The sequence below is a fragment of the Bradyrhizobium sp. LTSP885 genome, assembly GCF_000938305.1.
Lineage (GTDB): Bacteria > Pseudomonadota > Alphaproteobacteria > Rhizobiales > Xanthobacteraceae > Bradyrhizobium.
The window spans coordinates 105,623-131,545 of record NZ_JYMT01000033.1 but is presented as its reverse complement, the minus strand read 5'-3'; the positions used below and the strand labels follow the sequence as shown (position 1 = coordinate 131,545).

At 58.2% G+C, this 25,923-nt stretch carries 24 protein-coding genes and 1 pseudogene; 9 read left to right on the top strand and 16 right to left on the bottom strand.

What is annotated here, in order from left to right; all coding sequences use genetic code 11:
- Positions 1-2 precede the first annotated feature (2 nt).
- The 7 genes and pseudogenes from istB to ku all read right to left on the bottom strand — a co-directional run bounded on the left by istB (position 3) and on the right by ku (position 6,934).
- On the bottom strand, positions 3-866 hold the full coding sequence (gene istB, locus UP09_RS20780; RefSeq protein WP_044536175.1) for an IS21-like element helper ATPase IstB: 864 nt from the start codon (positions 864-866) through the stop codon (positions 3-5).
- Positions 796-2,365, bottom strand: a pseudogene (gene istA / locus UP09_RS20775) (IS21 family transposase). The gene istB and the pseudogene istA overlap by 71 nt, the downstream one beginning before the upstream one ends.
- Before the next feature lie 676 nt (positions 2,366-3,041).
- Positions 3,042-3,896, bottom strand: a complete 855-nt coding sequence (locus tag UP09_RS20770) for a L,D-transpeptidase (protein ID WP_044540129.1) — start codon at positions 3,894-3,896, stop codon at positions 3,042-3,044.
- Between the two features lie 393 nt (positions 3,897-4,289).
- The gene (locus tag UP09_RS20765) at positions 4,290-4,901 is read right to left on the bottom strand and encodes a hypothetical protein (RefSeq protein WP_044540128.1); all 612 of its coding nucleotides are present in this window, start codon (positions 4,899-4,901) and stop codon (positions 4,290-4,292) included.
- On the bottom strand, positions 4,886-5,401 hold the full coding sequence (locus UP09_RS20760) for a metallophosphoesterase family protein (protein WP_044540127.1): 516 nt from the start codon (positions 5,399-5,401) through the stop codon (positions 4,886-4,888). Before UP09_RS20760 ends, UP09_RS20765 begins: the two co-directional genes overlap by 16 nt.
- On the bottom strand, positions 5,398-5,901 hold the full coding sequence (locus tag UP09_RS20755) for an NUDIX hydrolase (protein ID WP_044540126.1): 504 nt from the start codon (positions 5,899-5,901) through the stop codon (positions 5,398-5,400). Before UP09_RS20755 ends, UP09_RS20760 begins: the two co-directional genes overlap by 4 nt.
- Before the next feature lie 109 nt (positions 5,902-6,010).
- Positions 6,011-6,934, bottom strand: a complete 924-nt coding sequence (ku, locus tag UP09_RS20750) for a non-homologous end joining protein Ku (protein ID WP_044540125.1) — start codon at positions 6,932-6,934, stop codon at positions 6,011-6,013.
- Between the two features lie 145 nt (positions 6,935-7,079).
- On the opposite strand from ku, the gene UP09_RS20745 reads away from it, so the two are divergent.
- Together UP09_RS20745 and UP09_RS20740 are read left to right on the top strand one after the other, a co-directional pair.
- The gene (locus UP09_RS20745; RefSeq protein WP_197082710.1) at positions 7,080-7,475 is read left to right on the top strand and encodes a hypothetical protein; all 396 of its coding nucleotides are present in this window, start codon (positions 7,080-7,082) and stop codon (positions 7,473-7,475) included.
- 46 nt (positions 7,476-7,521) lie between these two features.
- The gene (locus tag UP09_RS20740) at positions 7,522-7,989 is read left to right on the top strand and encodes a hypothetical protein (RefSeq protein WP_245302090.1); all 468 of its coding nucleotides are present in this window, start codon (positions 7,522-7,524) and stop codon (positions 7,987-7,989) included.
- A 256-nt stretch (positions 7,990-8,245) separates the two neighbouring features.
- Here UP09_RS20740 and UP09_RS36380 read toward each other — a convergent pair whose 3' ends face one another.
- The 9 genes from UP09_RS36380 to UP09_RS20700 form a co-directional block, all read right to left on the bottom strand.
- Complete coding sequence (locus UP09_RS36380; protein ID WP_197082709.1) at positions 8,246-8,968, bottom strand: aKG-HExxH-type peptide beta-hydroxylase; 723 nt, start codon at positions 8,966-8,968, stop codon at positions 8,246-8,248.
- Entirely contained in the window at positions 8,958-9,536 is a 579-nt protein-coding gene (gene yhhC, locus UP09_RS20730; protein WP_044540124.1) for a cyclophane-containing peptide 2OG-Fe(II) oxygenase YhhC, read from the bottom strand. The genes UP09_RS36380 and yhhC overlap by 11 nt, the downstream gene beginning before the upstream one ends.
- Positions 9,533-10,660 (bottom strand): cyclophane-forming radical SAM/SPASM peptide maturase YhhB, encoded by a 1,128-nt coding sequence (yhhB, locus tag UP09_RS20725; RefSeq protein WP_245302088.1) that lies wholly within the window; start codon positions 10,658-10,660, stop codon positions 9,533-9,535. The genes yhhC and yhhB overlap by 4 nt, the downstream gene beginning before the upstream one ends.
- A 10-nt stretch (positions 10,661-10,670) precedes the next feature.
- Positions 10,671-10,838 (bottom strand): YhhA family cyclophane-containing RiPP, encoded by a 168-nt coding sequence (yhhA, locus tag UP09_RS39040; RefSeq protein WP_502689068.1) that lies wholly within the window; start codon positions 10,836-10,838, stop codon positions 10,671-10,673.
- A gap of 296 nt (positions 10,839-11,134) precedes the next feature.
- Entirely contained in the window at positions 11,135-11,836 is a 702-nt protein-coding gene (locus tag UP09_RS20720) for an HNH endonuclease family protein (protein WP_156164693.1), read from the bottom strand.
- A gap of 52 nt (positions 11,837-11,888) precedes the next feature.
- Positions 11,889-13,277: an AAA family ATPase gene (locus tag UP09_RS20715; protein ID WP_197082708.1), complete on the bottom strand. Its 1,389-nt coding sequence runs from the start codon at positions 13,275-13,277 to the stop codon at positions 11,889-11,891.
- Positions 13,278-13,422: 145 nt separating this feature from the next.
- A complete protein-coding gene (locus UP09_RS20710; protein WP_044540122.1) occupies positions 13,423-14,829 on the bottom strand; it encodes an exonuclease domain-containing protein in 1,407 nt (468 codons plus the stop codon).
- 10 nt (positions 14,830-14,839) lie between these two features.
- Entirely contained in the window at positions 14,840-15,361 is a 522-nt protein-coding gene (locus UP09_RS20705) for an ImmA/IrrE family metallo-endopeptidase (RefSeq protein WP_044540121.1), read from the bottom strand.
- Positions 15,358-15,723, bottom strand: coding sequence for a helix-turn-helix transcriptional regulator (locus UP09_RS20700; protein ID WP_044540120.1), 366 nt, complete (start codon positions 15,721-15,723; stop codon positions 15,358-15,360). The genes UP09_RS20705 and UP09_RS20700 overlap by 4 nt, the downstream gene beginning before the upstream one ends.
- Before the next feature lie 158 nt (positions 15,724-15,881).
- Between UP09_RS20700 and UP09_RS37075 the strand changes: the two genes are divergently transcribed.
- The 7 genes from UP09_RS37075 to UP09_RS37070 all read left to right on the top strand — a co-directional run bounded on the left by UP09_RS37075 (position 15,882) and on the right by UP09_RS37070 (position 25,820).
- Positions 15,882-16,154 (top strand): DUF2188 domain-containing protein, encoded by a 273-nt coding sequence (locus UP09_RS37075; RefSeq protein WP_502689067.1) that lies wholly within the window; start codon positions 15,882-15,884, stop codon positions 16,152-16,154.
- 18 nt (positions 16,155-16,172) lie between these two features.
- Entirely contained in the window at positions 16,173-17,423 is a 1,251-nt protein-coding gene (locus tag UP09_RS20695; protein WP_044540119.1) for a nucleotidyltransferase domain-containing protein, read from the top strand.
- Between the two features lie 8 nt (positions 17,424-17,431).
- The gene (locus UP09_RS38185) at positions 17,432-17,881 is read left to right on the top strand and encodes a type II CBASS E2 protein (protein WP_245302084.1); all 450 of its coding nucleotides are present in this window, start codon (positions 17,432-17,434) and stop codon (positions 17,879-17,881) included.
- On the top strand, positions 17,874-19,001 hold the full coding sequence (locus tag UP09_RS20685; protein ID WP_197082707.1) for an SAVED domain-containing protein: 1,128 nt from the start codon (positions 17,874-17,876) through the stop codon (positions 18,999-19,001). The genes UP09_RS38185 and UP09_RS20685 overlap by 8 nt, the downstream gene beginning before the upstream one ends.
- 261 nt (positions 19,002-19,262) lie before the next feature.
- Positions 19,263-21,071, top strand: a complete 1,809-nt coding sequence (locus tag UP09_RS38590; RefSeq protein WP_245302082.1) for a hypothetical protein — start codon at positions 19,263-19,265, stop codon at positions 21,069-21,071.
- Between the two features lie 27 nt (positions 21,072-21,098).
- Positions 21,099-22,325, top strand: coding sequence for a T6SS phospholipase effector Tle1-like catalytic domain-containing protein (locus UP09_RS36605; protein ID WP_044540117.1), 1,227 nt, complete (start codon positions 21,099-21,101; stop codon positions 22,323-22,325).
- A 36-nt stretch (positions 22,326-22,361) separates the two neighbouring features.
- Positions 22,362-25,820, top strand: a complete 3,459-nt coding sequence (locus tag UP09_RS37070) for a TIR domain-containing protein (RefSeq protein WP_082070215.1) — start codon at positions 22,362-22,364, stop codon at positions 25,818-25,820.
- The last annotated feature ends 103 nt before the right edge of the window (positions 25,821-25,923 follow it).

The window sequence follows — 25,923 nt, the reverse complement described above, 5'->3', positions numbered from 1 at the left end:
TGTCAATCGGCGTTCAAATTTGACCCCGCATCGGCGTCCAATTTTGACCCCTTTGGGCGACGGGTTTTGGCGGTAGCGCTCGCGCCGTCGGAGCTGGTCGGGGTTGCGGAGACGGTGCGAGCGCGGGTTGCGTGATCGTCGTCGCGGCTCTTGAAGCGCCAACTGTCGTTGCCGGTCTCGACGATATCGCAATGGTGAGTCAGACGATCGAGCAGCGCGGTGGTCATCTTTGCGTCGCCAAATACGCTGGGCCATTCCCCGAAGGATAGGTTGGTGGTGACGACGATCGACGTGCGCTCGTAGAGCCGGCTGACGAGATGGAACAGTAGCTGGCCGCCGGATTGAGCAAACGGAAGGTAGCCGAGTTCGTCGAGGACAATGAAGTCCATCCGGGTCAGATGCTCGGCGATGCGACCCTGCCGTCCATTGCGGGTCTCGATCTCCAGGCGATTGACGAGGTCGACTACGTTGTAGAAGCGGCCGCGGGCACCAGATCGGATGCAGCTTCTGGCGATGGCGATGGCCATATGTGTTTTGCCGGTGCCGGTACCGCCGACCAGGACGGCGTTACGTTGCTGGGCGATGAAGCCGCCGCCGGCGAGATCATTGACCAGCGTCTGGTTGATAGGAGTGCCCTCGAACTGGAAGTCCTCAAGGTCCTTGGCCAGCGGCAGTTTGGCGATGGTGAGCTGGTACTTGATCGAGCGCGCCTGCTTCTCGTTGATCTCGGCGTTGAGCAGGTCGCCGACAATGCGTTGAGGTTCGTGCTGGCGTTTGACAGCGGTCGCCATGATCTCATCGAAGGCGGCCTTCATGCCGTAGAGCTTGAGCTCGCTCATGAGGTCGAACAGTTGAGTACGTTCCATCAGATGGTTCTCCTGAGGTTGTCGTAACGGGCACAGTCGGCGATCGGGGCATGGCGCAATGTCAGCGCAGCCGGGGTGAGGATGTTGGCCGGTGGCGCAGGATCACGCTGGCGGGCCAGGATGTTGAGCACGACATCGGCGGAATGAACGCCGTGAGTGATCGCCTCGGCGCAGGCGGCTTCGACGGCCGGCAAGCCGTCGGTCAGAACTGCGTTGAGGATGTCGACCATCTGCCGATTGCCATCGTCGGCGCTGGCGAGCTTGCGCCGTACACGTTCGATCGCGGCCGGCAGTACCCAGTCCTTGAAGGGAGCGCCGTTGCGCAAGGCACCGGGTTTGCGAGCCAGCACCGGCACGTAATGCCAGGGATCGTAGACGGTATCGCCGCGGCCGAACGAGCGAGCATGCTCGGCAACGATGCGCCCGTCCTGGCGGATCACAATGCGGTCGGCGTAGGCGTGAACCTCGACAGGCCGCCCGACAGCGCTGGCCGTGACCGAGTATTTGTTGTTGTCGAAACGCACCAGACAGGTCTTCGAGACCGACGCCGGCACCGCGTGGAATCCGTCGAACCGGCCGGCATAGGGAACGAGCTTCGGTCGCTCAGCTTCGAACACCTCCCAGACCGTCTGTTCGATCAGTTCCGGATGCCGGTGCGCTTTGGCGTAGGCGATGCACTTGTCCAACAGCCACGCGTTCAACTCGTTGAGGGTTTTGAACCGCAGCCGTGGCGTGAAGAAGCGCTCCCGGACAAGTCCGACCTGGTTCTCGACCTGACCCTTCTCCCAGCCCGACGCTGGCGTGCAGGCAACCGGATCGACCAGGTAGTGGCTGCACATCTGCATGAAGCGGCGATTGTAGAGACGCCCTTTGCCGACGAAGATGGTCTCCACCGCCGTCTTCATGTTGTCGTAGATGCCGCGTCCGCAGGTGCCCTTGAACAGAGCAAATGCCCGGTCGTGGGCGTCGAACACCATCTCCTGTGTCTCGCGCGGATAGCACCGCACAAACAGCATCCGGCTGTGACAGAGCCGGACATGGGCGGCCTTCACGATCACCGTTACGCCATTGAGCAGGACGACCTCGTGGCTCCAGTCGAACTGATAGGCTTCCCCAGGCGCAAAGCTCAGCGGGACATAGGCTGCAGCCGTCGATTGCCCACGCTCTTGGCTCCACCGCCTGGCGTAACGCCGAACGGTATCGTAACCGCCATCATAGCCGCGCCCGCGCAGCTCTTCGAAGATCCGGATCAACGTCAACTGTTCGCGAGCAGCCTTAGCTGCGTTCCCCGCAAGCAATCCGTCGAGCTCCGCTGCCCATCGTCCCAGCTTCGGCCGCGGTTGGACAACACGCTCGTACTCGAATGAGGTCTCTCCCGACCTCAGCACCTTCCGGACCGTGTTCCGCGACACCTTCAGGTCCCGGGCGATCTCCTTGATCGTCTTGCCCTTGATGAAGTGTTCGCGCCGTATCCGGGCAATTGTCTCCACGACCAGCATCCCCGACCACCTGCTTCATTACAAAGCAGGCAGCGCAACAGACCAACCTGTAGGGGGTCAATTTTGGACGCCGATCCCCCGGCTTAGGGGGTCAATATTGCAGGCCGAATGACAGCTAGATTTGGGGTCAGGACCGGATTGCAACATACCATCGTGTCTCACGAACAACTCGGAATTGGGATCAACCGCCTGCCGGTCAAACAATTCCCGTAGCTCTGGCCTAAGGCCATCACCGCAAAGGGCCGCTATAGAATGAAATTTGCGCATGTCGTGCTCCCGTTTTCCGAGCACGATAGAAGTTCGGGCGCACCGCCTTCCACCCGATTTCCGATGAAAAGCGGCCTCGCAGAAAGGTAGCGAAAAACGCCGGAGCGAAGCGCAGGCAAGAGAAGGAGGCACCCGCAGGAGGGTCAGCATAGCGCCGACGCGTAGCGGCGGGACCCGGGACCGAGTGCAGTCGCGAGACCGGTTAAGAAGGACCGGCGCCGAGCCCGTTGCCAACCTATTCCTCTAACTCCACCGGGCGGACGGGCCGTTACTAACGTCCGCTATGCCCCGATAGCGAACCAAATCCGCTTCGCTGCAATCGGACGCTGAGGCCCAGAAGCTGACTTGGAAGCGACGACTTGAATTGCCTCCTTGTCCTCAGGTGCAGATCGAGGACGGGAGGACTGAGCTACTGGACCTCCGCGATCTTCGGTCCAGATGACGGCATCTGCGCGTTAGTTGCCGAGGGCCGGTTCGACGGCGACGCCGGGTCCGGCGCTCGGAAAGCGGCGTCTGGCGGCGCTTCCTGGGATGGTCGACGAGCAGCGGTTGCCGGAAGCACGATCACTTTCGCTCCGACTTTCACCCGCTCATAAAGGTCCACCACGTCCTCATTGGTCAGCCGGATACAGCCGGACGAAACCCGCTTCCCGATCGTCTCGGGTTTGCTGGTGCCGTGAATTCTAAATTCGGTCTCGCCCAGATACATCGCCCGAGCGCCGAGCGGGTTGCCGGGACCACCTGCCATAAACCGCGGCAGATAAGGCTGACGCACGAGCATCTCTGCAGGCGGACGCCAATCCGGCCATTCTGTTTTGCGGGCCACAGCCTGCTCACCGGACCATGTGAAACCTTCGCGGCCAACACCGATGCCGTAGCGCATTGCTTGCGTGTCGTTCAGAACGAAATAAAGGAATGTGTTTTTGGTATCGATGATCACGGTGCCCGGGGTCTGGTGGCTGGTGTAGTCAATCACATGCCGAGCAAGTGCTCCGGGACCGTCAGCGGCTTTTGGCGGTTCGACCAGAGGCGCCGGGGCCGGAATCGGAGCTGGCGCTGATGCATGAACCGGAGTTGACACGTATACCGGAGTTGACGATGCCTGGGCCTGGGGTGCGGACGGTTTTCGTATCGGTTGCACGCTCGCCGGGCGAAACAGCAAGCTGTACCCCAATGCGGCGACGGCCACGGCGCCAATTGCAACTCTCCCGACCATTGGGAGTGCGAGCGTGTCTGCCATTCCACGTTTGGCCCGCTTACTCATATCTCTCTCAAGGTCACTATGCCCTGAAGAGGTACCCAGCAAAATTTAAGAAACTTCGAAGCGATGCCGCCCAGACTGGAACCGTTGGCGATGGTTAACGCCGAACTCTTGTTCGGCACTATAAAAGTTGGGAGTTCCGCTTGATATTTAGCCAGCGACGTGGACAACGCACATCGCCGAACGAGCGAGGTCTGAATCGCCCAGCGGAGCGGACACGCCTCCACTCTTTCGTTAACGTCGCCTTTGGGTAAGTCGCTACATGAGCGACGGAGCGGCAAGTCCGGCCACGTCAGCTATGCCGCCGAAAGCAGAAGCAGAGCGTAAGCCGCTCCTTCGTAGGCCAATGCCGGTTGATGGCGCTGCTCGTGGGTGCCGCCGACTAAGAACCGTCGACTAACCGGCGCGCCGCAGCGCCGCTTCCAATCGCTCCTTCTCCTTATTCCAGCGGGCTTTTTCGGCCTGCGATCTCATCTCGAGAGCCTCGACCTCGGCCTGGATGGCGGCGGCCCGCTTCGCGTGCTCTTGCTCAGCCTTGTCCAGCGCAGTCTGCGCCTTGTCGACCGCCTGCTGACGGCGTTCACGGTCCTTCTGCCTGGCAGTCTCTTCGCTCGCCCGTTCACGCTCGCGCCGCTTCTGCTCCTTTTCGAAGGCGAGAGCGGCTTTTCGTTCCGCAGCCTTGTCGACGGGGCGAGAGGAACGCTGCTTTGCCTTTGGGCCTTTCGACTTGCGGGCGGCTTTCGTTGGTCCTCCGCCACCAAGATCGGTGGGCAGCTCGGCATGTTCGCTGAAAGCTCGATCGGTTCCAACCGGGCGCCTGAGAACGACGCCGGGCTTTGCCATGGTCGCCGCGATAGCGCCCGGGTCGAAGCTTTCCTTCGCCGCGCCCTGGTGGAAGAGATTGCTGTCCGCCCCCCACGCTTCCAGAGCCGCTTTCATCGACGGAGCCGCGATCGCCAGATCGAAGAAGCCCAGCGAAGTCTGATAGGTTTTCAGTTTTCTGGCCATCGGCCTGATCCGCGCCCCCAATTGATCGTCAACGGCGCGCACCCTCCAAGGTCGTGGATTTCCGATCTTATGCCCTCAGGTGTCACTTCGAGCGTCGCAAGCGTGATCGGCAGCTTGAAGCGCCGCCGTCCCGCGCTGCCGGGATTCAGGTAGAGAACGCCGCCGATCGTGTCGATCTTCGGTACGTGGGAATGCCCGGAGACGATCACGTCGATGCCGGCGCGGGGATCGACCTGCAGCGTCTTCAGGTCGTGCAGAACGTAGATCGACTTTCCCGCCAGGTGCACGAGTTTCGTGTCGGGATATTCCCGGGCCCACTCACCGATGTCCACGTTTCCACGGATGGCGGTGACGGGCGCGATCCGGCGAAGCGCGTCGACGATCTCGGGACGCCCAATATCGCCGGCGTGAATGATGTGATCGACGCCCATCAGGCGTCGTTCCGCCTCGGGCCTCAACAGGCCGTGCGTGTCCGAAATGATTCCAATCCTGTACATCATTTTCCGGCGCTCTCACCCGTGATCGCCAAAAGACGATCGAGAAGCTCCAATTGTCCGGACAGCATCTTCGTTCGTGCGAATTCGATATCGAACCATTCCGCCCGGTCGACTTCGGGAAAGCTCTGTCGCCGACCGCTACGGGGCGGCCATTCGATATCGAATGTATTGCTCGCCAGTGCCGCAGGGTCAAAATGGCCCTCTCCGGCGAATGCGATGACACGCTTGCCACCTCGCTGGCGAACCTCCCCTAAGGCCTGTAGCCGACCAATCGAGGCGCTGGTGCCGAGTTCCTCGGCAAACTCACGTCGCGCGGCCTGCTCTGGATCTTCCGCGGCATCGATTTCGCCCTTCGGTATGGACCAGGCGCCATCGTCCTTCTTGCGCCAGAACGGACCGCCGGGGTGAACGAGCAGAACCTCGAGCCCGCGAACGCCTTGCCGGTAGGCCAGAATGCCCGCGCTCAACGTCGATCGCCTGGAGGTCTTTGTCAGCGCCGCCATATCGCTCCTATTTTGTAACGCAAATCGAGGCCGAGTAACGGCGCAGGATCTGAGGCGCGACGACGTTTGGCTAGCGACCGTCCGGCGTCACCGGATGCTTCACGATACGCTAGGCTGACTTCCGCTGCGGTTTGGCCGTCGGCTTCTTCGCCGCGGCCTCCTTCGCTGGCTTCTTGCCGGCGATCGGCATCAGCATTTCCTTCTGACCACTGGCGAGCTTACGCGGCTTCTTCGCCGTCTTCGAATCTTTGGCCGGTTCGGCGGCGCCGATGCTCTTGCGCAGCGCGTCCATCAGGTCCACGACGTTCTCGCCGCGTGGACGCGCTTTCGCGGCAATGGGTTTGCCGGCGCGCTTCTGGTTGATGAGATCGATAAGGGCGGTTTCGTACTGGTCTTCGAACTTGTCCGGCTCGAAATGGCCCGCCTTCTGATTGACGATGTGCCTGGCGAGATCGAGCATGTCCTTGGTGACTTTGACGTCCTGTATCTCGTCGAAATACTCATCCGCGGAACGGACTTCGTAGGGATAGCGCAGCAGCGTTCCCATCAGCCCCTTGTCCATGGGCTCCAACACGATGATGTGCTCACGGTTGGTCAGCACCACCCGTCCGATGGCGACCTTGTTCATCTCACGGATGGTTTCGCGGATGACCGCGAACGCGTCGTGGCCAACCTTTCCGTCCGGCACCAGGTAGTAGGGACGGATCAGGTACCTCGGATCAATCTCGCTACGGTCGACGAACTCGTCGATCTCGATGGTTCGCGTCGACTCCAGCGCGACATTCTCGAGCTCCTCTTTTGTGACCTCGATGAAGGTGTCGGTGTCGACCTTGTACCCCTTCACGATGTCCTCGTTGGCGACCTCCTCGCCGGTGTCGGCGTCCACTTTGGCGTACTTGATGCGGTGGCCGGTCTTCCGGTTGAGCTGATTGAAGGAGAGCTTTTCGGATTCCGATGTGGCCGGATAGAGCGCTACCGGACAGGTGACGAGGGAAAGACGCAGGAAGCCTTTCCAGTTAGCGCGGGGGGCCATGACGGGGGAACTCCACTACTGATGCTGGATTCAAGACGAATGGCCCGGCTTGGTTCCGACATCGCGACCCTTCCGACAGGAGGATTTTTTCACGGACGAGCTTCGATCGGACTCGACTTTTGTTCTCTTTATGTTCTAATTCGGAATGACCGACCGACCCGCGAGCTGGCGCATGCCGACCCCAAAGCAGATGGAAAAGCTGGCCGCTGAAGCCGTCCGCAGGCGGGGCCCCTCCGCTGCGGCTCCGGATGCGCCGCTCCCGGCCGAATACTGGGAATCGGTCCTCAAAGACCCTCGCGCCGGCGCGACCGGGGCCGAGATGCGGCAACGACGTCTTTCGGAAATTCAGCGTCACGTGCTGCGCATCTCTTGCCGCCGCTGCGAGCGGACCGTCGAAATCCAGACCGCCGATGCAGTCCGATTGTATGGTGGCAATGCAGTCTGGAAGGACGTTGCGCAGCGCCTGCTCGACAACACCTGCCAGCAGCGCACCGGCAGGCATGAAGAAGACGGGTGCTGGCCGGCGTTCGAGACGCCGTAGCCGCTCCGGATTTGCCGATCCGATCTCTTTGCGCCTGGATGTCCGGATGGCCCCGAAGTACCGCCCTACGCCCCTGTCGGGCGGCGACCGCAAGGCTCTGGCGAAAGAACTCGGCAAGGCACGCGCGATGGCAAACATCCTGGCCGCCCAATCGGCTGAGATGCGAACCAAGGGCGAGGCGATGATCCAGCAAGCTGACAGGCTGCTTTGCGAAAGCTGGAACGAGCGGATGTGGTCAGACGGCGAGCCGATCGATCCGTCGCCCACCATCGACCAAGCCGTGAATGGAGGCTTCCCCTGGCTGGAGATCAGGTGCGCGCGCTGCAAGACCCCGAGCGACGTCGACCTCGCGGCAATAAAGCACCCGCCGACCACCTTTGTGCACGATCTCGCCAGCCGGCTGCGCTGCCGCAAACCCAACGGGAAGAAGGCGGTCAGCGGTTGCGGTCAGCAAGCGTCCGAGGCAGGACGCAGCCACATCGACTTCGTAATCAACGCCGCCCGCACCCGTTGATACATAAGATGCTGGCATGTAGCATAATCCAAGCAGCCGACCCTGTTGGAGAGGCGCACCGCTGCGTAAGTCCGTAGAATATCAGCGAAGGCTTCCCTGCTGCATAGCATCCTTACACCTGAACGGGGGAAATCTAAAAGCTCTACCTGAATCTCTTCAGAAAGCGTCCCCGCCCATTTTTGCGCAGTAGCGAAGATTCCCGCGCTCAATTGGACGCATCAAGGCCCCTCCATTCTACTGGATTCAGCATGCCTTATTACGTCGCTGCCAAAAGAGACTCGATAAAGCGACGGCCTTCCTGAGTCACCCCGGCAGATAGGCGACGCAGGTCAACCTGACCCGCCTCTTCGGCGATTTGCATGATTCGTGAAGAGGTGTAGCGACGTCCGCTTTCATCCAGAGAAACCTTGTCTTCCAATTGAATGAAGCACTTTCGTATGCATTCGAACACATAAGCGCCGTGAAGTACGCCGCGCAGATGCCGTGGCTGGTCCCGCCATGGTGACGGCATTGTCGCGGTCTCATCCGCGATGAGCGGCAGCTTTTTTTCTAGGCGCGTCAGCTGAATATGCATCGCTTCGTGAACGATATTTTCCAACGATCTCAGCGCTGCGCGTTGATCGTCCCCCTCGGGAATGGTGACGAAAATCAGCCCATCCCAGCGAGGCTCGCTGTGGCTTATGTCGTAATCGGGTTCGGCTAATAGTGGCACGATCCTTGAGACGCAGTTAAAAACGGCAGCTTCGAGCGAGATAATCTCACGAAGGATCAAAGCGACACTGTGCAGGGACCGGCTCATTCCGTCCGTAAGGCCAGCCGCGAAATCAAATCCGCGGGCAGCAAGCTCCTCACGGATTTCGGGATCAGGCGCGCATATCCGACAAATGAGCCAGTCGTCGCAATGAATATTGGCGGAAATTCCCTGCGCTGCCGCAAGCGGCAGTATCCAAGGCTGTGTGGGTTCATAATCAGTTGGCACGTTTGAACGAGTAGACGATCGTATAGCGCTCGCCTAAGCGTATGGTAGAAACGGCGTGATATGACGCCGGCGAAATCTCGAACGCAACACCGCTCGCATGCCGCGGGCGTATCAGGCGGGCCACATCCTCGACATTTGGGCCGGAGAACAGCATCAGCATGCCACCGCAGTCGTCCGTCCAGTCGCGGTTGAGCTGGACGAGCAACCGATGGGTCTCATCTCCGCCAATGTAATCGTTATGAATCTTTATCGTTTGACCCGGTAGCAATTTGTGCGCGTTGACCTCAGTCAGAGTCAGCTGTTGGTACGTTAGCGGAGCCAGCATTCGGTGATACAACGAAGCGACCATTTTGTCGGCTAGCGCGGGCGCAACCTCGTCCGGTAGCGCCGCTTCGTGGAGGTTCATCTCATATTGTTCGTAGAAGCTCTCGGTTCGTAGTCGCCACGGAGCCGCGGCCTCGAACCACTGGAGGACGTTTTCCGCTAAGTTTGGCTCAAGCGCTTGCTGGGTCACAGCGTGGGGAAAAGGGGCATGGCGCGCGACTACGTCTGATAGAGCAGAACTCATGCGGCCGCTCGCTTCGCTATGTGGGCGGCAAGATGCCGACGAATCTGGGAAATGAGAATGCGCTGATCAGTGCAATAGACGGTCGGATTTGCGTACCCGCTTTCCTCACTATAGCGATGCGTCAGCATGCCGCCGCCACAGATGGACAGGTCCGCACACGAGCTGCAGAAGGGCGACGTCGGTCGCTGCGCGACGTGATAGGCCGCGAACTCCGGCGAACGCACAACTTGCGCAAGATCGCTGGCATAGACCGACCACTCTGCATCAAACCGATCGCCCAGCGGCGTACTTTTGAGTGTGTCGTTCTTTGTGATTGCCCCATCCGTGTCGATGACCACTATGCCAAAATCCGTAATTCCCATTCCCTCCTTTGAACCCGCCCCACCCGCGACAAGTTTGATCAGGTCATCCAAGAACCTGATGCGCGGCGGTTGCGGGTCTGAAACATAGAGGTCGAGGATTCTCGACATCCAAGTACCGTACTCGGAGGTGTTCCCACTCATCTTACCGCTTGGTAACGAATCCCAGTTGCCATCACGGTAAAGAAAATCGATGCTCGGGGCGCAAAGGTCCTTGAAGTACTGATAGACCTCATCGGGGTTAGAGGTTGGATCGACAACGGCTAGCACACCAGAGAACATCGATTGTCCAGACGGGTGCGATCTCAAAGCCCGCAGACCTGCCATCACAGCGGCATGGCTCGGTTTGCCGCGTAGATCGATGCGATGCTTGTCGTGGATGAGTGCTGGTCCATCAAGGCTAACAGAAACGGTTACGCCGAATTGGCTGCAAACATCCAAGATCGGCGAGGTAAGAAGCACGCCGTTGGTTTGGATATTCAGGGAGCACGTGGACGGCAACGCGCCGCGCAAGGTTTCAGCAAGGCTCGCCAGCCGCTGCGGCCCTAGCATCAAGGGCTCGCCGCCGTGCAGGACGACGGCGAACGGATTGCCTTGAGAGTCGAATAAACTTTTGAGTTGGGCCGCCACAGCGATCTGAGTAGTGGCGGACATTAGCTTCGGCTTACTACGCCATGACACGTCGCCCATGTTGTATACGTAACAGTAGCTGCAATTCAGATTGCAGCGACTTGCTACCTTCAAAAGAACGGTGTCGATGCGCACAGCATTCGGCTCAGCGATTGTGCCGGTTGTAAGTTCGGTTATAGCTCCGCGAGACCCGAATGCCCTCATCGCGAACTTCATCGAGCAACCGCGTCAAAGCGGGACTGTCCAAGGGAGCGTCGAGCGCTTCGACGTCCCCACTCGTTATCGGTTCAATTTTTTTCGGCAACCGTTCCATGTCGAACTCCCAATCCGATGTCGAATCATACACGCACCGATCCAAATAGAAAAATCAATTCTTCTCGCAAAACTCTAGAAAGACCACGCCACTGGTTCACGCGCTTGTAGTACTCGTCCTGAAAGAGAAGTATTTTCTCTAATTTCTATCATACATCATAGAGATAGTCTTTTTACATGAATTCAATATGGCCGTTAGCCAAGCATATACTCCGTCAACTCGACCTTTAACGCTTCGATATTTTCAAAATAGACTGAAAATTACTTGAGATTTAGCACTTGTATTGGGTGCTTCAGTCACCGGGAAGTGAGTAAATCAGTGACCATTGCGCTATACTCGGCATCGCGACCAGACAATCGAGTCAAAAGCTGCCGCGCCTCGCGCTGCTGCTGTCGTGTGGGTAAGTCCATCCTAGCACTAGGTGCATTAGCAAAATTCCGTATCGCGATGCACTTCTTGAGATGGCGAAGACGATCTGTGGTCAACGGAATGCGGTCAAGCCCAAGGAGGGCGACAGTGGCCTTACCCACTTCCGAGATCCCTGCAATCGCGGCCTTCTTAAAGCGAATGTGATTGCGTGGGTCTTCGGGCCCGCCGGGATCCAGGATCATCGGCTGCTCCACGCGCCTGTCAACCCTTCTAAGCTTGCGGCGCATCGGATCGCGCAACGGAAACAGGTTCTTCTTGCCGCTCGAATTGCACCGCTCACAAACGAAGTAGAGGTTGGGCCATGCATAGGCCAGCCAATAATATCCCGGATAGAGTAATGGCTGGCCCTTCGCCTGTTGCGAACAGGTCTTCGGACGGTAGTGCTCTACATGTCCAGCCGCGATGTGCGAGATATGGCCCTCGCAGTAGCAGCACTTGTCGTGCTGCGCGGCCTTAAGCGCGTTCTTGACGTCCGCATGACCGTAAACGTTCTTGTCGAAGGTGAACGCCCTGGAACTGCTCGCACCCGCAGCCGGGTCTAAACCTATTTGCTGCTCATAGGCCGCCACGAGCGCAGCGCCTCGACTCAGTCGCTGCGGCGCTGCGGTCGGCTTTCGGACCCTAATCAACTTTGGAAGCCTTGGGTCCGAGTGTGGCTGCGACCTCGCGCACGATACGCAATGCCTCCTCGTCGTCAGGATTGCTTTCTGTTGGAAGGTTCAGCATTGCCTCCTCAATTTTACGCAAACGATTTTTATCCCCCGGTGTTCTCCTTTTCTTTGCAACTAGTCGCTGCTGCTCTTCGAACAGCGCCTCGACTTCGGGAGGCCAGAAACTCTTCAACCCAAAAAGATCAGATGTCACGATCTGATCGACACGCCAATTCGCGACCACGGTCGGATCGTTCTCGATCACAGAGTGGTCGCCTTCGCGCATGACAACCGCCAGATTCGCGTCTAAGAAGGCTTGCGCCATTAATGGGCTATGCGCGGTGGCAATGAACTGCACATTGGGAAAGTGTTTAGTGAGCCGATCCCGAAGCTGCCGTTGCCATCGCGGATGAAGGTGGAGGTCGATTTCATCGACTAACACAATGGCCGGCTCACGAAGCGGATTCGCGCTCTTGGGATATCTCTGGAAAAGTCTCCATCCGATATCAACAAGCCAGGCTATCATCGTCTGGTAGCCATAGCTCAGTTGGCGCAGCCGGACCTCGCCGTCTAGTGTCTTCACATAAGCCCCGGACTTTTCCTTTGTCCCGAGCGGTCCGGGCCGATAGATGCGGATATTGGCCGCGTCTCCGACCTCGGGAAGCAGTGAGGCGATCATCTCCAGAAAGATTTCCTTCTGTCTTTTGGCCCGCTTGGCGCCGCTGCCACGCGACGTCGATGCGTAGTCGATCTGCCTCAACAGTTGTTCGCCGTCGAACAGCTCGCCTGCTCCCTTCAACAACGAGTCCGTCGCATGGGGTGCTTTGCTGAAGTCAACATTGTCAACGCCCATATGACGCCCCGCGCCATACGCGAGGATTAGTGGCTCTTCGAACTTAGAAAATCTATTCCAGCCGCTCTGCTTTACGCCCCGCTCTGCCTGCGGCCAGCCCTTGGGTTTCGGTGGCCAGCTTGACGCATCAATGTTCTCGGCCTTTCCCGACCTTCGTGAGAACACTACCGATGTCTCAACAGTTTTTGGAGAGGCTATGTTCTTATCCAGGCGCACCGCTATGGCGAACTTTGCCTTCACTTCGAATTCAACATCACCATTCCGAGCGAGGTTCTCGAAGACGGTGTTCTCGGCCTGCGCCATGCGCGGTTCAACGAACATCTTCGGATCCTTGCTACTCTGCTGGTCATCGCTATTGAACACTGGAGTAAGCTGCGTAATGCATTCCAGTAGCGTGGTCTTTCCGACGCCGTTCTCGCCCAGAATAAGGGTCCAGCGCGCTGGCCCTCCTCCAACATCTTGCAGATTGAGAGTGTGCACGCCTGCGAATGACTTCACGTTGGTCAAGTTCAACTCAACGACGTAAGTGGCAGCCTTCGAGACAGTTGGCACGGAGCAGCTCCTAAAGCGTAATAGTGGTCTATCTCACATTCGTGTTCGGCGCGCCATATTTTCCGCGTCAGCGGCTAGGGTGCGATCTCATGGCAATGGCTCAGGCGGTCAAGTGCGCCTTAAATGCTGCCACGCGGGCGCTCCGCTCAAGAAGGTACCGGCGATATTTTAAGAGCAGATCGTCCGAATCGGCGGCGTCTTTCAGCAATCTATCCGTCTCGGACAGCGCCAGTTCATAGGTGAGCGCGCCCGTGCCGTCACCGGTGAGCTGGTCTGCCAAGCGACGTTCGACCTGCGCTCGCAAGGGCGCCGGGAGGACCGAACGCGCTTCGAAGTAGATAAGACGAAGCCCGAACCAGCGGAGACGCTCGTCGTCGAAGCTTTGCATTATGGCAACACGCTCCTCCCAGCGCGCGTTGTGAAATGCGACCGTGCGCATCTCATCACCAGGCCCGGGAAAGCCGTTGTAGATGCGTTCCTCGATGTGAGGGGACAACGGATAGGGTTTACGTGAAGCAATGTAGGCCGCGACGAGCCGGACACGCAGGCCGGCGTCGTTCTTCACCCGGCGAGCACGTCGTTCAACGCTGTCGATCGAAGCCCCGTTCAGCATGTGATCCGGAGCGTCGAAGAGCGCCGTCAACGTGGGTGCGGCGTTAACTCTCAAACGTCGAATGGGAGAGGGCTTCTCAGATAGTCGGAACTGCAACTCGACGTCATTCATCGCTGCGAGCGGTTCGACCTCCTCGGCCAGGCTCAGGCAAAGCCGACCATTTGCCTGATCCGGATCGCGGCCGATGCAGACGGCGGCAGTATGATAAGCCTGCCCTCCGAAGAATTCGGTAAGCACAAAGCCATCTTCAGCCTCGACGAAGTCCACTACGGTCGCCTTGTTCGAAAAACGCACAAAACGCTGCCACAACTCGGGCGACCGCTGGAACACGAGGCGGCAAAGATCGACCGTCGCGAGCACATCCGACATCGCATCATGCGCATGTGTGTGACCCACGCCATTCGCAGCCGCCAATAGCGCGAGCCGGAAACTCCGACGGCCTTCGGCGCCAAGCGGTACCACGAGCTGTGCTGGCGATACTGCATCGGCGGCCATAACAAGGCTCAGAGCATCGGCGCGGCAATTCCTGTGGTTGCTTGTGAGAAAGGCAGGGAAGAGACACTGAAACAGTGCGTGGCGCAGCATCTCTTCGTCGAAGCGGATCGAGTTGAAGCCCACAAAGATAGCCGGACTCCAAGCCAGCAATATCTGCTGAATCTCTCCGATCATGGCGTAATGCGACGAAAGGCTCGTATCCATGAGTCGTTCGATCGGTAGTCCGTTGGTCCGCAATGCCGACGGATGCGGAAGCACGTGGGGAAGCAGTCGAGATCTCGTCTCGAACCGCGCAATTTCATTCAGGTCCGCGTCCGTTCGAACGGCGGCGAAATGAAGAATCTGGTCGAAACCGCGCTTAAGCCCCGTCGTTTCGGTATCGAAGAAGACGAAGCTCATACGTCCTCCGCTAGAACCGACTCAACCGAAAGCGCATGGCCGCCGGGCTCACCCGGAATCGCCGTGCGACCGCCTCGACGGCGGCCTCGTCTTCGATGTCCACGCCGCTACCTTCTAAAGCCGCAGCCAGGAGCTCGCCTGGAATGAGTAATTCCGACGCGAAAGCGTTGGCTTCGATTTCCATCGGCTCGGTCCCGAGCGCCGAGACATCGTCTCGGAACAGAATGCGGATGCCCTTATCCACGTGAACAGCTTGCCGGATGTCCGGCGCATGCAGTACGTGATGAGCGAGTTCATGGGCTGCCGAAAAGCGCTGACGATTGGGGTGATGAAGCGCATTCACGCCGATAATGCCGATGCCATCCTTGATGTAGGCCATGCCCGATAGATCCTCGTCCAGCGGAGCATATTGGAGAACGATCTTGCGTGACTTGATGATGCGTTCGATCGGGACGGGTGGCGTGGAGATGCCGAACTCCCGAAGGATCGAACGCGCGGCCTCTCGCGCACGATCTTGGTCCGCGACCGTCACGATCCGGCCTTGAGGCCACGGCGTGGGGCGAGCGCGCTCGAGATCAGATCCGTGACTTGGGCTTCTGCGTGCTCCGACAGCGATAGCGCCTGGTTTGATACCGTCATCCTAAGTTCCTCCCCTGTGGATTTCTGTGGCGGTGGCGGCGGCGGCAGAAGCTCACCCACCTTCGTGAATTCGAGTGCAGCGGCGAGCGCGTAAACGTGGTGCAGCAGGACATTCTGCCGACCGCTTTCGATGTTTGCGATCGACGCGCGCGACATCTTCACTTTGCCCGCCAGCTGCGCCTGCGTCAGCCCGAGCGCTTTCCGCCGCGTAGAAACGGCGTTTCCGAACCCCTTGTAGATCGGGTCGCCTGCCATAACCGTTGTTTGCGGTGCGTCGGAGGCTCTTGTCAACCTCACAAACACATTGTGCTTAATAAGCACATGCCATTGTGATCATACTTGACATAAATCCGAGTTTCAGGAATCTATGTTGGCCGGCGGGCATGGGCTCGCGGAGAATCGAAGGAACCACAATGTCGAAGCGCATCCATGTTGTGCCGCACGGACCCGGCTGGGCAATGCGCCGCGAAGGCGCCTCGCCTGCGGGATCCACCCATCACATCCAAGCCGAAGCGACGGACGTGGTGCGCAACACCGCACTTCGCGAGTACGGCGAAGTCGTCATCCACCGCCCAAAACTGTCGTATCCGGGACGCCAACTCGTACGGCAACGACCCCTTCCCGCCGAAAGGATAACGCGACGGGCCGCCGCCTTCAGTCGGCCCGTCTGCGCGGCGATCAGTTGAAAACGAGGATCATCATCGATGTCAGAGTCTCTTCCTTGGCGCCACGGCTACCAGCCCCGCGATCCCTTCGCCGATCAACTTGACGCGGTGCTTGCGGAGATTGCCATCAACATCCAGCTTCCACCTGGCCTGCATGCCAAGGCGGTCGACCGCTACGAGGCCGTTCGGCGCTACATCGAGCGCTCCGGAAGCCCGCTCGAAGGGCGGGTCGCCTGCTTCTACGCGCAAGGTTCGATGGCGATCGACGCCACCACGTCGACGAGAGGGACGGACGACGAATACGATCTCGACATCGTCGCCGAAATCGGCGGTTCCGATCTCGGTCCAGAGGCATTGCTCGATGACCTTGAGGCGGCGCTCGAAGGCTACCCCGTGAGCCGGATCGTGCGGCAGACGAGGTGCCTCACGCTCTACTACGCCGACGGGATGCACCTCGACGTTACGCCGTCGCGGCGCCGGGCCCCGAAGGAGAAAGAAGGCGAGATTCCGCACGCGAAAAGAGGCGCTCGCGACGACCCGCCGCGCTATGTGCCGATGAATTCGTATGCCTTTGCCAAATGGTACTGCGCCCGAACGCCCACTGAAGAGGGGTTCGCGCTGGCCTTGAACAAGCGACTCTATGAGCAGGCCGGCATCGCCTTCGCTGCCGCAGACGTCGAACAGGTTCCGCCGCAAACGCCGCTCATCATCAAGAGCGTCACCACAGTGGCGCTGCAGCTGATCAAGCGGCATCGCAACAGCGCCTATGCGAGCGAAACGGGCCGCATCCCGCCATCGGTGATGCTGTCCTGCCATGCCGGTCATGCCGCCCATCCGGGCCTGGGTCTGGCCGAGATGTTGATCCGGCAAGCGCGCTGGACTGCTCGAGCGATCGACGCTGCGGCAAAGCAAGGACGGCTGCTGTCAGTTCCCAACCCCGAGTTTCCGGCGGAGCGGTTCACCGACCGCTGGCCCGAGTCGCAAATGCAGCAAACCGCCTATTCCGGGAGACTGCATCTGCTCGCAAACGGCCTCGAGGCCGCCCGCAACGGCAACGTGCAACTCGAAGATCTCCAGGAGTGGCTGCGCGAGCAGTTTGGCGAACGCGTCGTCACTCGTTCGATCAAGGCCTTCAACCAGCGGATTGGGAGTCAAGTTCAGGCGAGGCAGCATGGCTATACGCGCTCGGGTGGCCTGTTCACGCCGGCCGCGCCGGCGATCATCAGCACAGCAACGAGCTTGGCGCCGGTCACCGCCCGTGCGCACACCAACATGGGCGAGCGGCGCTGAAGGTGATGATGACCATCGAAGCACAGATTGCGGATATGGCCTCCCTGTGGCCGGGCTTCAGGCTAACCAACCGAGACGGTCCGACCGCATCCTGGCAGGGGCCCGTCCGGCCCCTCCTTCAGACGTTCGCGGTGGACATCACCTATCGCGCGCCTCTCATCATCGAGCAGCTCAATGTACGTGACCTTCAACCGCGGGTACGGGTCCTGTCGCCGCCGCTGAGGCGGCGTCCGGGCGATCCTTTGGGAAGCCTGCCCCACGTCTACTATACCCAGGATGGTGACGTGAGGCTGTGCATGCTCGACCCCGATGCCGATGACTGGTCGCCCTTCGATAGTCTGGCGCATACGACCGTGCCCTGGATCATCGAATGGCTCGCGGCTTACGAAGGTTGGCGCGCCACGCGCCGATGGACGGCGAGCGGCCGCCACGTCGAGGCGGGAGGCGCCGGTGTCTAAAAGCAGCATCCCGCAGAAAATCCAATCGGCACTGTGGGCTCGCACGGCGGGCCGCTGCCAATACCGGGGATGCAACGCCGATCTGGTCGGCGACCTCGTCGCCGGCCGCCAAGACGGGATATTCGGCTTCATCGCGCACATCGTCGCGGACGTCGAGGGCGGCCCGCGCGGCGATCCTGTCCGATCTCCCCGACTTGCCTGCAGCCTCGAAAACCTCATGCTGATGTGCGCGCGACACCATAAGCTCATCGATCTCGATGCCGTTGCCGATCATCCCGAACCCGTTCTTCTGGCCATGAAGGCCGAGCATGAAGCCCGGATCGCGGTCGTCGCCGGCATCGACGCAGACCGCGCATCTCACGTCATTAGGTTCGGTGCCACCATCTGCGACAACGAAGCGCTGGTGTCGACGCAGGCGATCTTTTCCGCGATGCCGCCTGCGCGTCATCCTGCCAGCAACCAGACCCTGGACCTCGAGATGGTGGGGTGCGCCTTTCGCGACGACGAGCCGGCCTATTGGAGTACTCAGCGCGAGAATCTGAGACGACAGTTCGAGGCCAAGGTACGAGGCCGCGTTGAGCGCCAGGAGATCAGGCATCTCAGCGTTTTTGCGCTCGCGCCACAGCCCCTGCTAATTGAGCTCGGCAGATTGCTCTGCGACATCGTTCCTGCCACCGTTCACCAGCGCCATCGCGAGCCGGCAAGCTGGCGTTGGGCCTCCGATGGGCCGCCCATTGTCATTCGGATCACAGAGCCCGATGCCAAATTGTCCGGCCCGGTCGCCCTGAAACTCGGGTTCAGCGCAACTGTGACTGATTCGAGGCTGCAGGCTGTGCTGGGGGCCGATGTCGCAATCTGGTCGTGTTGCGCCGATCAGCCGCACAACGACATTCTTCGTCGGGCGGATGACCAAGCAACATTTCGCCGAGAACTCCGACATCTCTACGACCGCGTCAAAGCTCGCCACGGCGAGGAAACGCTACTTCATGTCTTTCCAGCGCTTCCGGCCTCGCTCGCGGTTGAGGTCGGACGGGTGTGGATGCCCAAGTCGGATCTTCCGCTCCGCCTTTACGATAACAACCGATCCCGAGGCTTCATTTCGACTTTTGACGTCCCCTGAGCACGGCAATCCTTCAACAATACCCGAGACGAATTTCGCGATCATAACCGGGCTATTCTTACGATGGCCAGCAGCGCGTAGACGGCCAATAGGTGTGCTCATCCGGCATAAGGACTATTGAGCTCGTCAAGAGCTCGGCGTAGAACGATATATTCTACCTTACATTGAACAACAATACTCTACCCCGTTTTCTAAGGCTCAAGATGCTATCCGACAGTCTCTGCCAGAGGGTCACAGTTCGGCCGCGGGGAGGAATGGCGTTTGATCAATAATCTGCGTGTTGGCAAAACCGCCAACTTTCATAAGCTGAAACGTGCACTAAGCAACGCCGCCGTGGATGAACTTTTCCGTCACGTCCGCTCAGCCCAGCCATCTGCATCTCAGAATCTCTTTCACCACCGACGTGAGCGAGAAGGCGACACTGTCTGGTCGGCAATCTCGTTTCTCTACGATCGCTCGCCCGCGTTTTTGTTAGAAGAGGCCGCTGTCCGCGAGCGGATCTGTGGATTTCTGCTTTTGGTCGAACATCGTGGCTACGTTGCGGTCTTCAGGTCAAAGCTCGACATGCCCTCCGGCTTCGTGACGCGGTATCTTGGTCGCGTGCCCACGGAACGTATCGATATTGCGATCGCCAAACAAGACGGCGTCTTTCAAAAAATTCGCCTCCGTAACATGTCAGTGTCGAAACACGCCATGCGAAACAAAATGTTCGAGGCCAATGACCTGCGGGAGGTTGTTGGTCCCGCGGGCGCAAATCGTTATGTACCGCAAGCTTACGCAGTCCAATCGGGAGCAGAACATTACTCGACCACTCCTAGCACAGGAAGAATCGCTCAGCGTTCGGACCGCGTCGATCACCTTACCTTGGTCGACTACGCCAGGGCCGTAATCAACGAACTGGTCGATGGGGGGAAGCCGCCCGCGCCCTTCATCCGTACCTTCGCTCGTGCCATTGATTTGGCCAGCATCTCTGCACGCCCGACAACTTTCGCCGTAGACGTATCCAGCTTGACCGACGAATTGCATGAAAGCCGCGAGATAAGGCTTGTACGTGCAAACGGCGATCGAATCATTACGCTCACCAAAGCTGAAAGTGACTTGGTGCTCGCGGAGCTTGATAGTGTGCTCAAGATCAATGGCGATGGGCACATCATGGACATCCATACGGGCGCCGGAGACGTCAGGGTGGGATCCATTGCAATCAACAAGTCTCGCGTCGCTTTGCGCGATCTCCAACTTCCGCATACCGCAAATGTGGAGGTAGAAAGCACCAAATACCCGCTCGGACAAGACCCAGCTCGAACGTCAATTCGGCGCTACATCGACCGCGAGAACCGATTCATCTTGCTATTTGACGCTCTCTCCCTCGCATATATCGACGGAACTCTGTTTCGCGATGATGGGTTAGCCGATGGCGGAAAGTCCTTCCTGCGCTACTTGCGCCCACATCCCCTGCTTGCGGGCGTAACTGATGAAAAGGGAACCTTCAAGAGCAGGCAACGTGTATTCGATGCGGACTCGACATTCGGTACGATTGAAGCGGCGATCGCCGAGGGCGATGAGGTACTTGTTTGCGACGATCTGGGCGACGAGTGGGCAGACTTTATCGGCCTCAATAACACCAGTAGCCCGCCGCGCATCACGTTCTACCACGCGAAGCATGGCAACTTGTCGCTAGGCGCTGGGCCATTCCACATTTCGGTAAGCCAGGCGATAAAGAACCTACAACGGATGAGCTTGCCAGCAGAAGCAATGGCCGCAAAAATTCGTGGCTGGAAGAAAAATTACGTCAATGGTGGTGTGAAGACATCGATCCCGCGGGTCTCGCGCGGAAATTCCGACGAGCTCGCAAGGGAATTCGAACGCGCGCGCAGTGCTCCGGATGCGGTCCGTCGAGTCTTTATCGTCACATCCTCATTGAGCCGCGGGGCCGTCGAACGCGCACTAGCCGACATCGCCGCCGGCCGCGCGCCCGACCCCTACTTTGTGCAGCTTTATTGGTTGCTGCTGTCATTCTTCTCTGCTTGCACTGAAATGAACGCACTCGGCTATATTGTTTGCCAAGAATAGTGCGGCCGCGACCAAGGGAATCCAGAAATGCGACCCGGCGCAAAACGCATCGCGTTGTTTCTCGACGGCACGTGGAACACCGTGCGGGACAATACAAACGTTTGGCGCTTGCGAGCTCTTTGCGCGGAGCAATCCGCCGATGGTGCACGGCAGGTTGTCTATTACGACACAGGTGTTGGATCTCGCAAGGGCGAGAAACTTCGAGGTGGCATGTTTGGTTATGGGCTTGATTCAAACGTCATTTCTGCATATCGCTGGCTCATTGAGAACTATGAGCCTGGCGACGATGTTTTTGTATTTGGATTTAGTCGAGGGGCATTCACGGCCCGAAGCTTGACCGGATTGATTGCAAAGTGTGGCTTACTCCAGCCAGGTGCTCCCCTTTCAGTCGAGCAGATTTTCAAGCGTTATATCGACAGCAAGGCAACACGTCCGATTTATCAATTGCAATTCGAACAACGCGAGCTGAGCCGTCGCCTCAAGCGAGGCGAAAGTTCAACGGACGAGCCGCGCATATTCCCTCCATCGCGGGAAGAGCAGTGGCTGCTCAGCTATTCACAAAGAATCAATATAGAATTCACCGGTGTATTCGATACCGTAGGCTCGTTGGGTGTTCCATTTGGCAATTTTTGGTTTTCCAGCAAGCGTTCTCAATTTCATCATACCAGATTGAGCAACCTTTATCGCCGGACCTATCAGGCACTCGCGATTGACGAACATAGACGCCACTTTTCGCCGGCGATCTGGACGAAATTCACTCCATTGCAAACTGGAGCTCAAGCGCGAACACCCAGATTGCAACCGCTTGTGGAGCAACGCTGGTTTGTGGGCGCACACGCGAACATCGGCGGTGGCTATATTGACGATCGGCTCGCGCAAATCCCACTCGCCTGGCTCGTAGAAAAAGCGACCCTCACAGGCCTCAGTTTCAAATATCCCGTCCAAATAGACCCCGGTTCGTTCCGGGACCCCGTCGCGGACTCATACTCCCAATTCGCCGGCGGGTTTTATAAGCTTGCGACGTTCGGACAACGACACCTTCGTTCGATCGGATCCGGTCGCTTCGGCGTTGCGTCGCCACCTGGATACGTCAAATCCGTCAACGAAACTATCGACGCTTCGGTGTTTGACAGATGGCGGAGCGATGCCGCTTATCGACCGCAGAATTTAGCTACCTGGGCGACTCTCAGGCAGGTTGATCCGGCCTGTCTCATGGGAGCCGTCTCAGCTGACTCTGCCGAGGTGATAACTTAACTAGCGCGATTGCCGCAGCTTTGGTAGGAGCTAACCGTGTCAACATCCGCCGATTTTGACTTCGATGTATTCCTTAGCCACAGCGCGAAGGATAAAGCCGTTGTGCGCGTCCTCGCGGAACGATTGCGTGCGGATGGACTACGGGTGTGGCTTGATGAATGGGCGATAAGGCCCGGCGATAGCATTCCAGCCAAGATCGAAGAAGGGCTAGAGCATTCACGCGTGTTGGTCCTGTGTATGTCGGCTCAGGCATTTGGTTCTGATTGGGCGCAGTTAGAAGCTGGCACATTTCGGTTTCGCGACCCCTTGAACAAGCAACGGCGTTTCATTCCGCTGCGGTTAGATATCGCTCCGATCAAGGGGTCTCTATCGCAATTCCTGTACATCAGTTGCCTCCCTGATGAACACGAGCAGGCATATGCGAAGCTTTTCGAAGCTTGTATTCCACCCATAAAACCGGCGTTTAAAGAAATAGAGGTCCCGACCGAACACGCTTCAGAAGACTTCATCGAACTGCCAATTAATCCAACGTCGAGAATTCGGGCCTGCGCATTCAGTCCAGATGGACAGCGCGTTCTCGTCGGATCTAACTCAAACATCGAGTTATGGGATTTACAGGCGCGGACTCGCCTTCGGGCGCTCGAAGGCGATTTTGGCGAGGTCCGAAGTTTGGTGTTCAGCGCCGATCAACGTCGCGCGCTGTCCGGCTCCGCTGACGGCAACGTGCGCCTGTGGAATTTGCAGAGTGGCGAGTGCCTGAGAGTACTCTCAGGTCATACTGCTGACGTGCTATCTTTATGGTGGCTTCCAAACCAGCGTCGTGCCCTATCCGGAGCGGATGACTCAGACAATACTCTGCGTCTTTGGAATGTGGATATTGGCCGGACCCTTCAGGTTTTTAGGGGCCACACTGGACCGATCTGGAGTGTGGCATGGAGCGCCGACCAAGATCACGTTCTATCCGGCTCAGGTGACATGACCGTACGGCAATGGGACGTAACAACGGGGCAGTGCCTCCGTGTACTTGAAGGCCATACTGATCGCGTTTTCGGGGTAGCATTAAGCGCGGACCGTCGATTTGCCTTGTCAGGTTCCGCTGATCATACCGCACGAACGTGGGATTTGAAGACGGGTCGATGCACGCAGGCGCTTAAAGGTCATACGGATGGCATCCGGGCTGTGGCATGGAGCGCAGATGACCGTCGAATCCTGACTGGCTCCTGGGATAACACAGTCCGGTTGTGGGATGCAGAGACGGGACGATGTCTTAGCGTACTAGAAGGGCACACAGACGAAGTCCGGAATGTGGCATGGATTGCCAATCAAAACCGCGCTCTGTCGGCCGATCAACATGGGGGCATCCGAAAATGGAATTTATCGGAACCTATTACGGTAGAGAAAGCGTCGACTGCCGCGCCCTCCGGATCTCCCGCGTCCACCTATATTCAGTACACTAACGCCAAGGTGCTGCTTGTCGGCGAGAGTGGCGCGGGCAAGACGGGACTCTCTAAAATATTGGCGGGGCAGCAGTGGCAGGATAGCGGTTCCACAGTCGGCGCGTGGGCAACGCAATGGAAGCTGCCTGTGGCTTCCCTCGATGGCGTAGAGCGAGAAATTTGGCTGTGGGATTTTGGCGGCCAGGCGGATCAACGTTTGATCCACCAACTTTATATGGATGACGCGGCCCTGGCCGCGCTGGTCTTTGACGGCCAGAAGGACGACATCTTTGAAACACTGGGCCAGTGGGACCGCGATCTCGCGCGTGTCTCAAGCAAGGCTTTCTCTAAGCTGTTGGTCGTAGGACGGGTGGATACCGGTGGCTTACGTGTTAGCCGAACCCAGGTAAAGGCGTTTGCCAAAGAGCATGGTTTCTCTGGCCTGCTAGAAACGAGTGCAAAGATTGGCATTGGGTGCGAAGAATTTAAACAAGCAATTCTCGATAACATCAATTGGGAATCGATCCCATGGCGCTCATCACCCTTGTTATTCAAGCGACTCAAAGAGGAGATTATTCGTCTCAAGGACGAGGGGCGCGTATTACTGCGCTTTAACGAGCTGCGAGAGATACTTCAACTTCGTTTGTCCGCCGAAGCGGCGCGCTTTACTGACGATGAACTAATGGCCGTGATAGGTCTGCTATCGGGCCCGGCAGTCGTTTGGGAACTAAAATTCGGTAGTTGGATACTGCTCCAACCGGAGCTGATCAACGCCTATGCTCAAGCTGTGATTCAAAGTATGCGCGAGGATAAGCATGAACGCGGCTGCATTGCTGAAGAGCGCATGCTGGATGGCAAATCACTTACCTACCAGTCCTCGACGCCACGGATTGGGGAGGACGATGAACGGTTTGTTTTGCTGGCTATGTATCAAATGCTGGTTGAGCGCGGCCTGTGCTTGCGCGAAAACACGGATCAAGGCTCACTACTTATCTTTCCAAGCTACTACCGGCGCGAACGCCCCGAATTGGTTGACCATCCGGCGGTTCAAGTGAGCTATCGTTTCAACGGATTCGTCGATGATCTTTACGCCCGGCTGGTGGTGCGGCTCCATCACACTAAATCGTTCGAACAGGATCATCTTTGGAGGTACGCCGCCGACTTTAGGACGCTTACCAAAAAGCAGTTGGGTGTGAAGCTAATTCGCCGCGTCGCAGGCGCTGGCGAGCTGGAGTTGTATTTTGATCCCGTGATTCCAATGCAGGAACGAATTATTTTCAGCAAATACGTTCACGAGCACTTGCTACAAAACGCTAGAGACGTTGTGCGTTTGCGGCATTACGTTTGTCCCCATTGTTATACGCCGGTGGGCAATCGCGAAGTTGCAATGAAGCGGCTTGATGGATGGTTACACAGACGACCGGCCTCGGTCGGAGTTACCGATCAAGCTAAAACTCTCGTAAGCAATGGTGATTCTCCCACCATTGTCTGCTCAGAATGTGAAAAGAGGGTCCCTCTTTGGGATGAAATGGAGCAATGTTTCGCCAGTCCTGAAATTCAAAAAAAGGTGCAAGATCTTCAAGAGCAGGCGTCAATTGTATTGGATAATGAGAGCAAGGAGCGTGCGCTTGTTGGCGACGTGATCTCGACCGTGGCGTTGGCCGGTCAAATCTGTCGTGAGAAGAATGTAAGCGACCACGGCATCGACATGGAGGTTGAGTTTAAATCCGAGACGGGCCATGCAACTGGCCGAATGGTCTATCTGCAATTGAAATCCGGTGATTCATATTTGAAAACGCGAAAGAGCGACGGTGCAGAAATCTTTAGAATTGAGAAGCCGCGGCATGCTGAGTATTGGAGAGAACAGGCATTTCCAGTTTTGCTTGTAGTCCGAAATTCCAAAAGCGAAATCCGCTGGATGGACGTGCGAAGCTACTTGAACCGAGAAAGTGACAACGGCAAGAGGCTAGTGAAGCAGATTGTTTTCCAAAGCGAGCGATTCGACGTGATGAGTGTACGGCGCTGGCGGGAGGCGGCATTGAGTGGTAAAGTTCTGTAATTCGTCGTCCATGAATGGTTCTGCGACTAGCGAAAGGCAGATTACCGTCGCGCCGACCGGCCTGATCGCTTTTAGGCGCTTGCCCCCTAAAGGCAAATCCCGC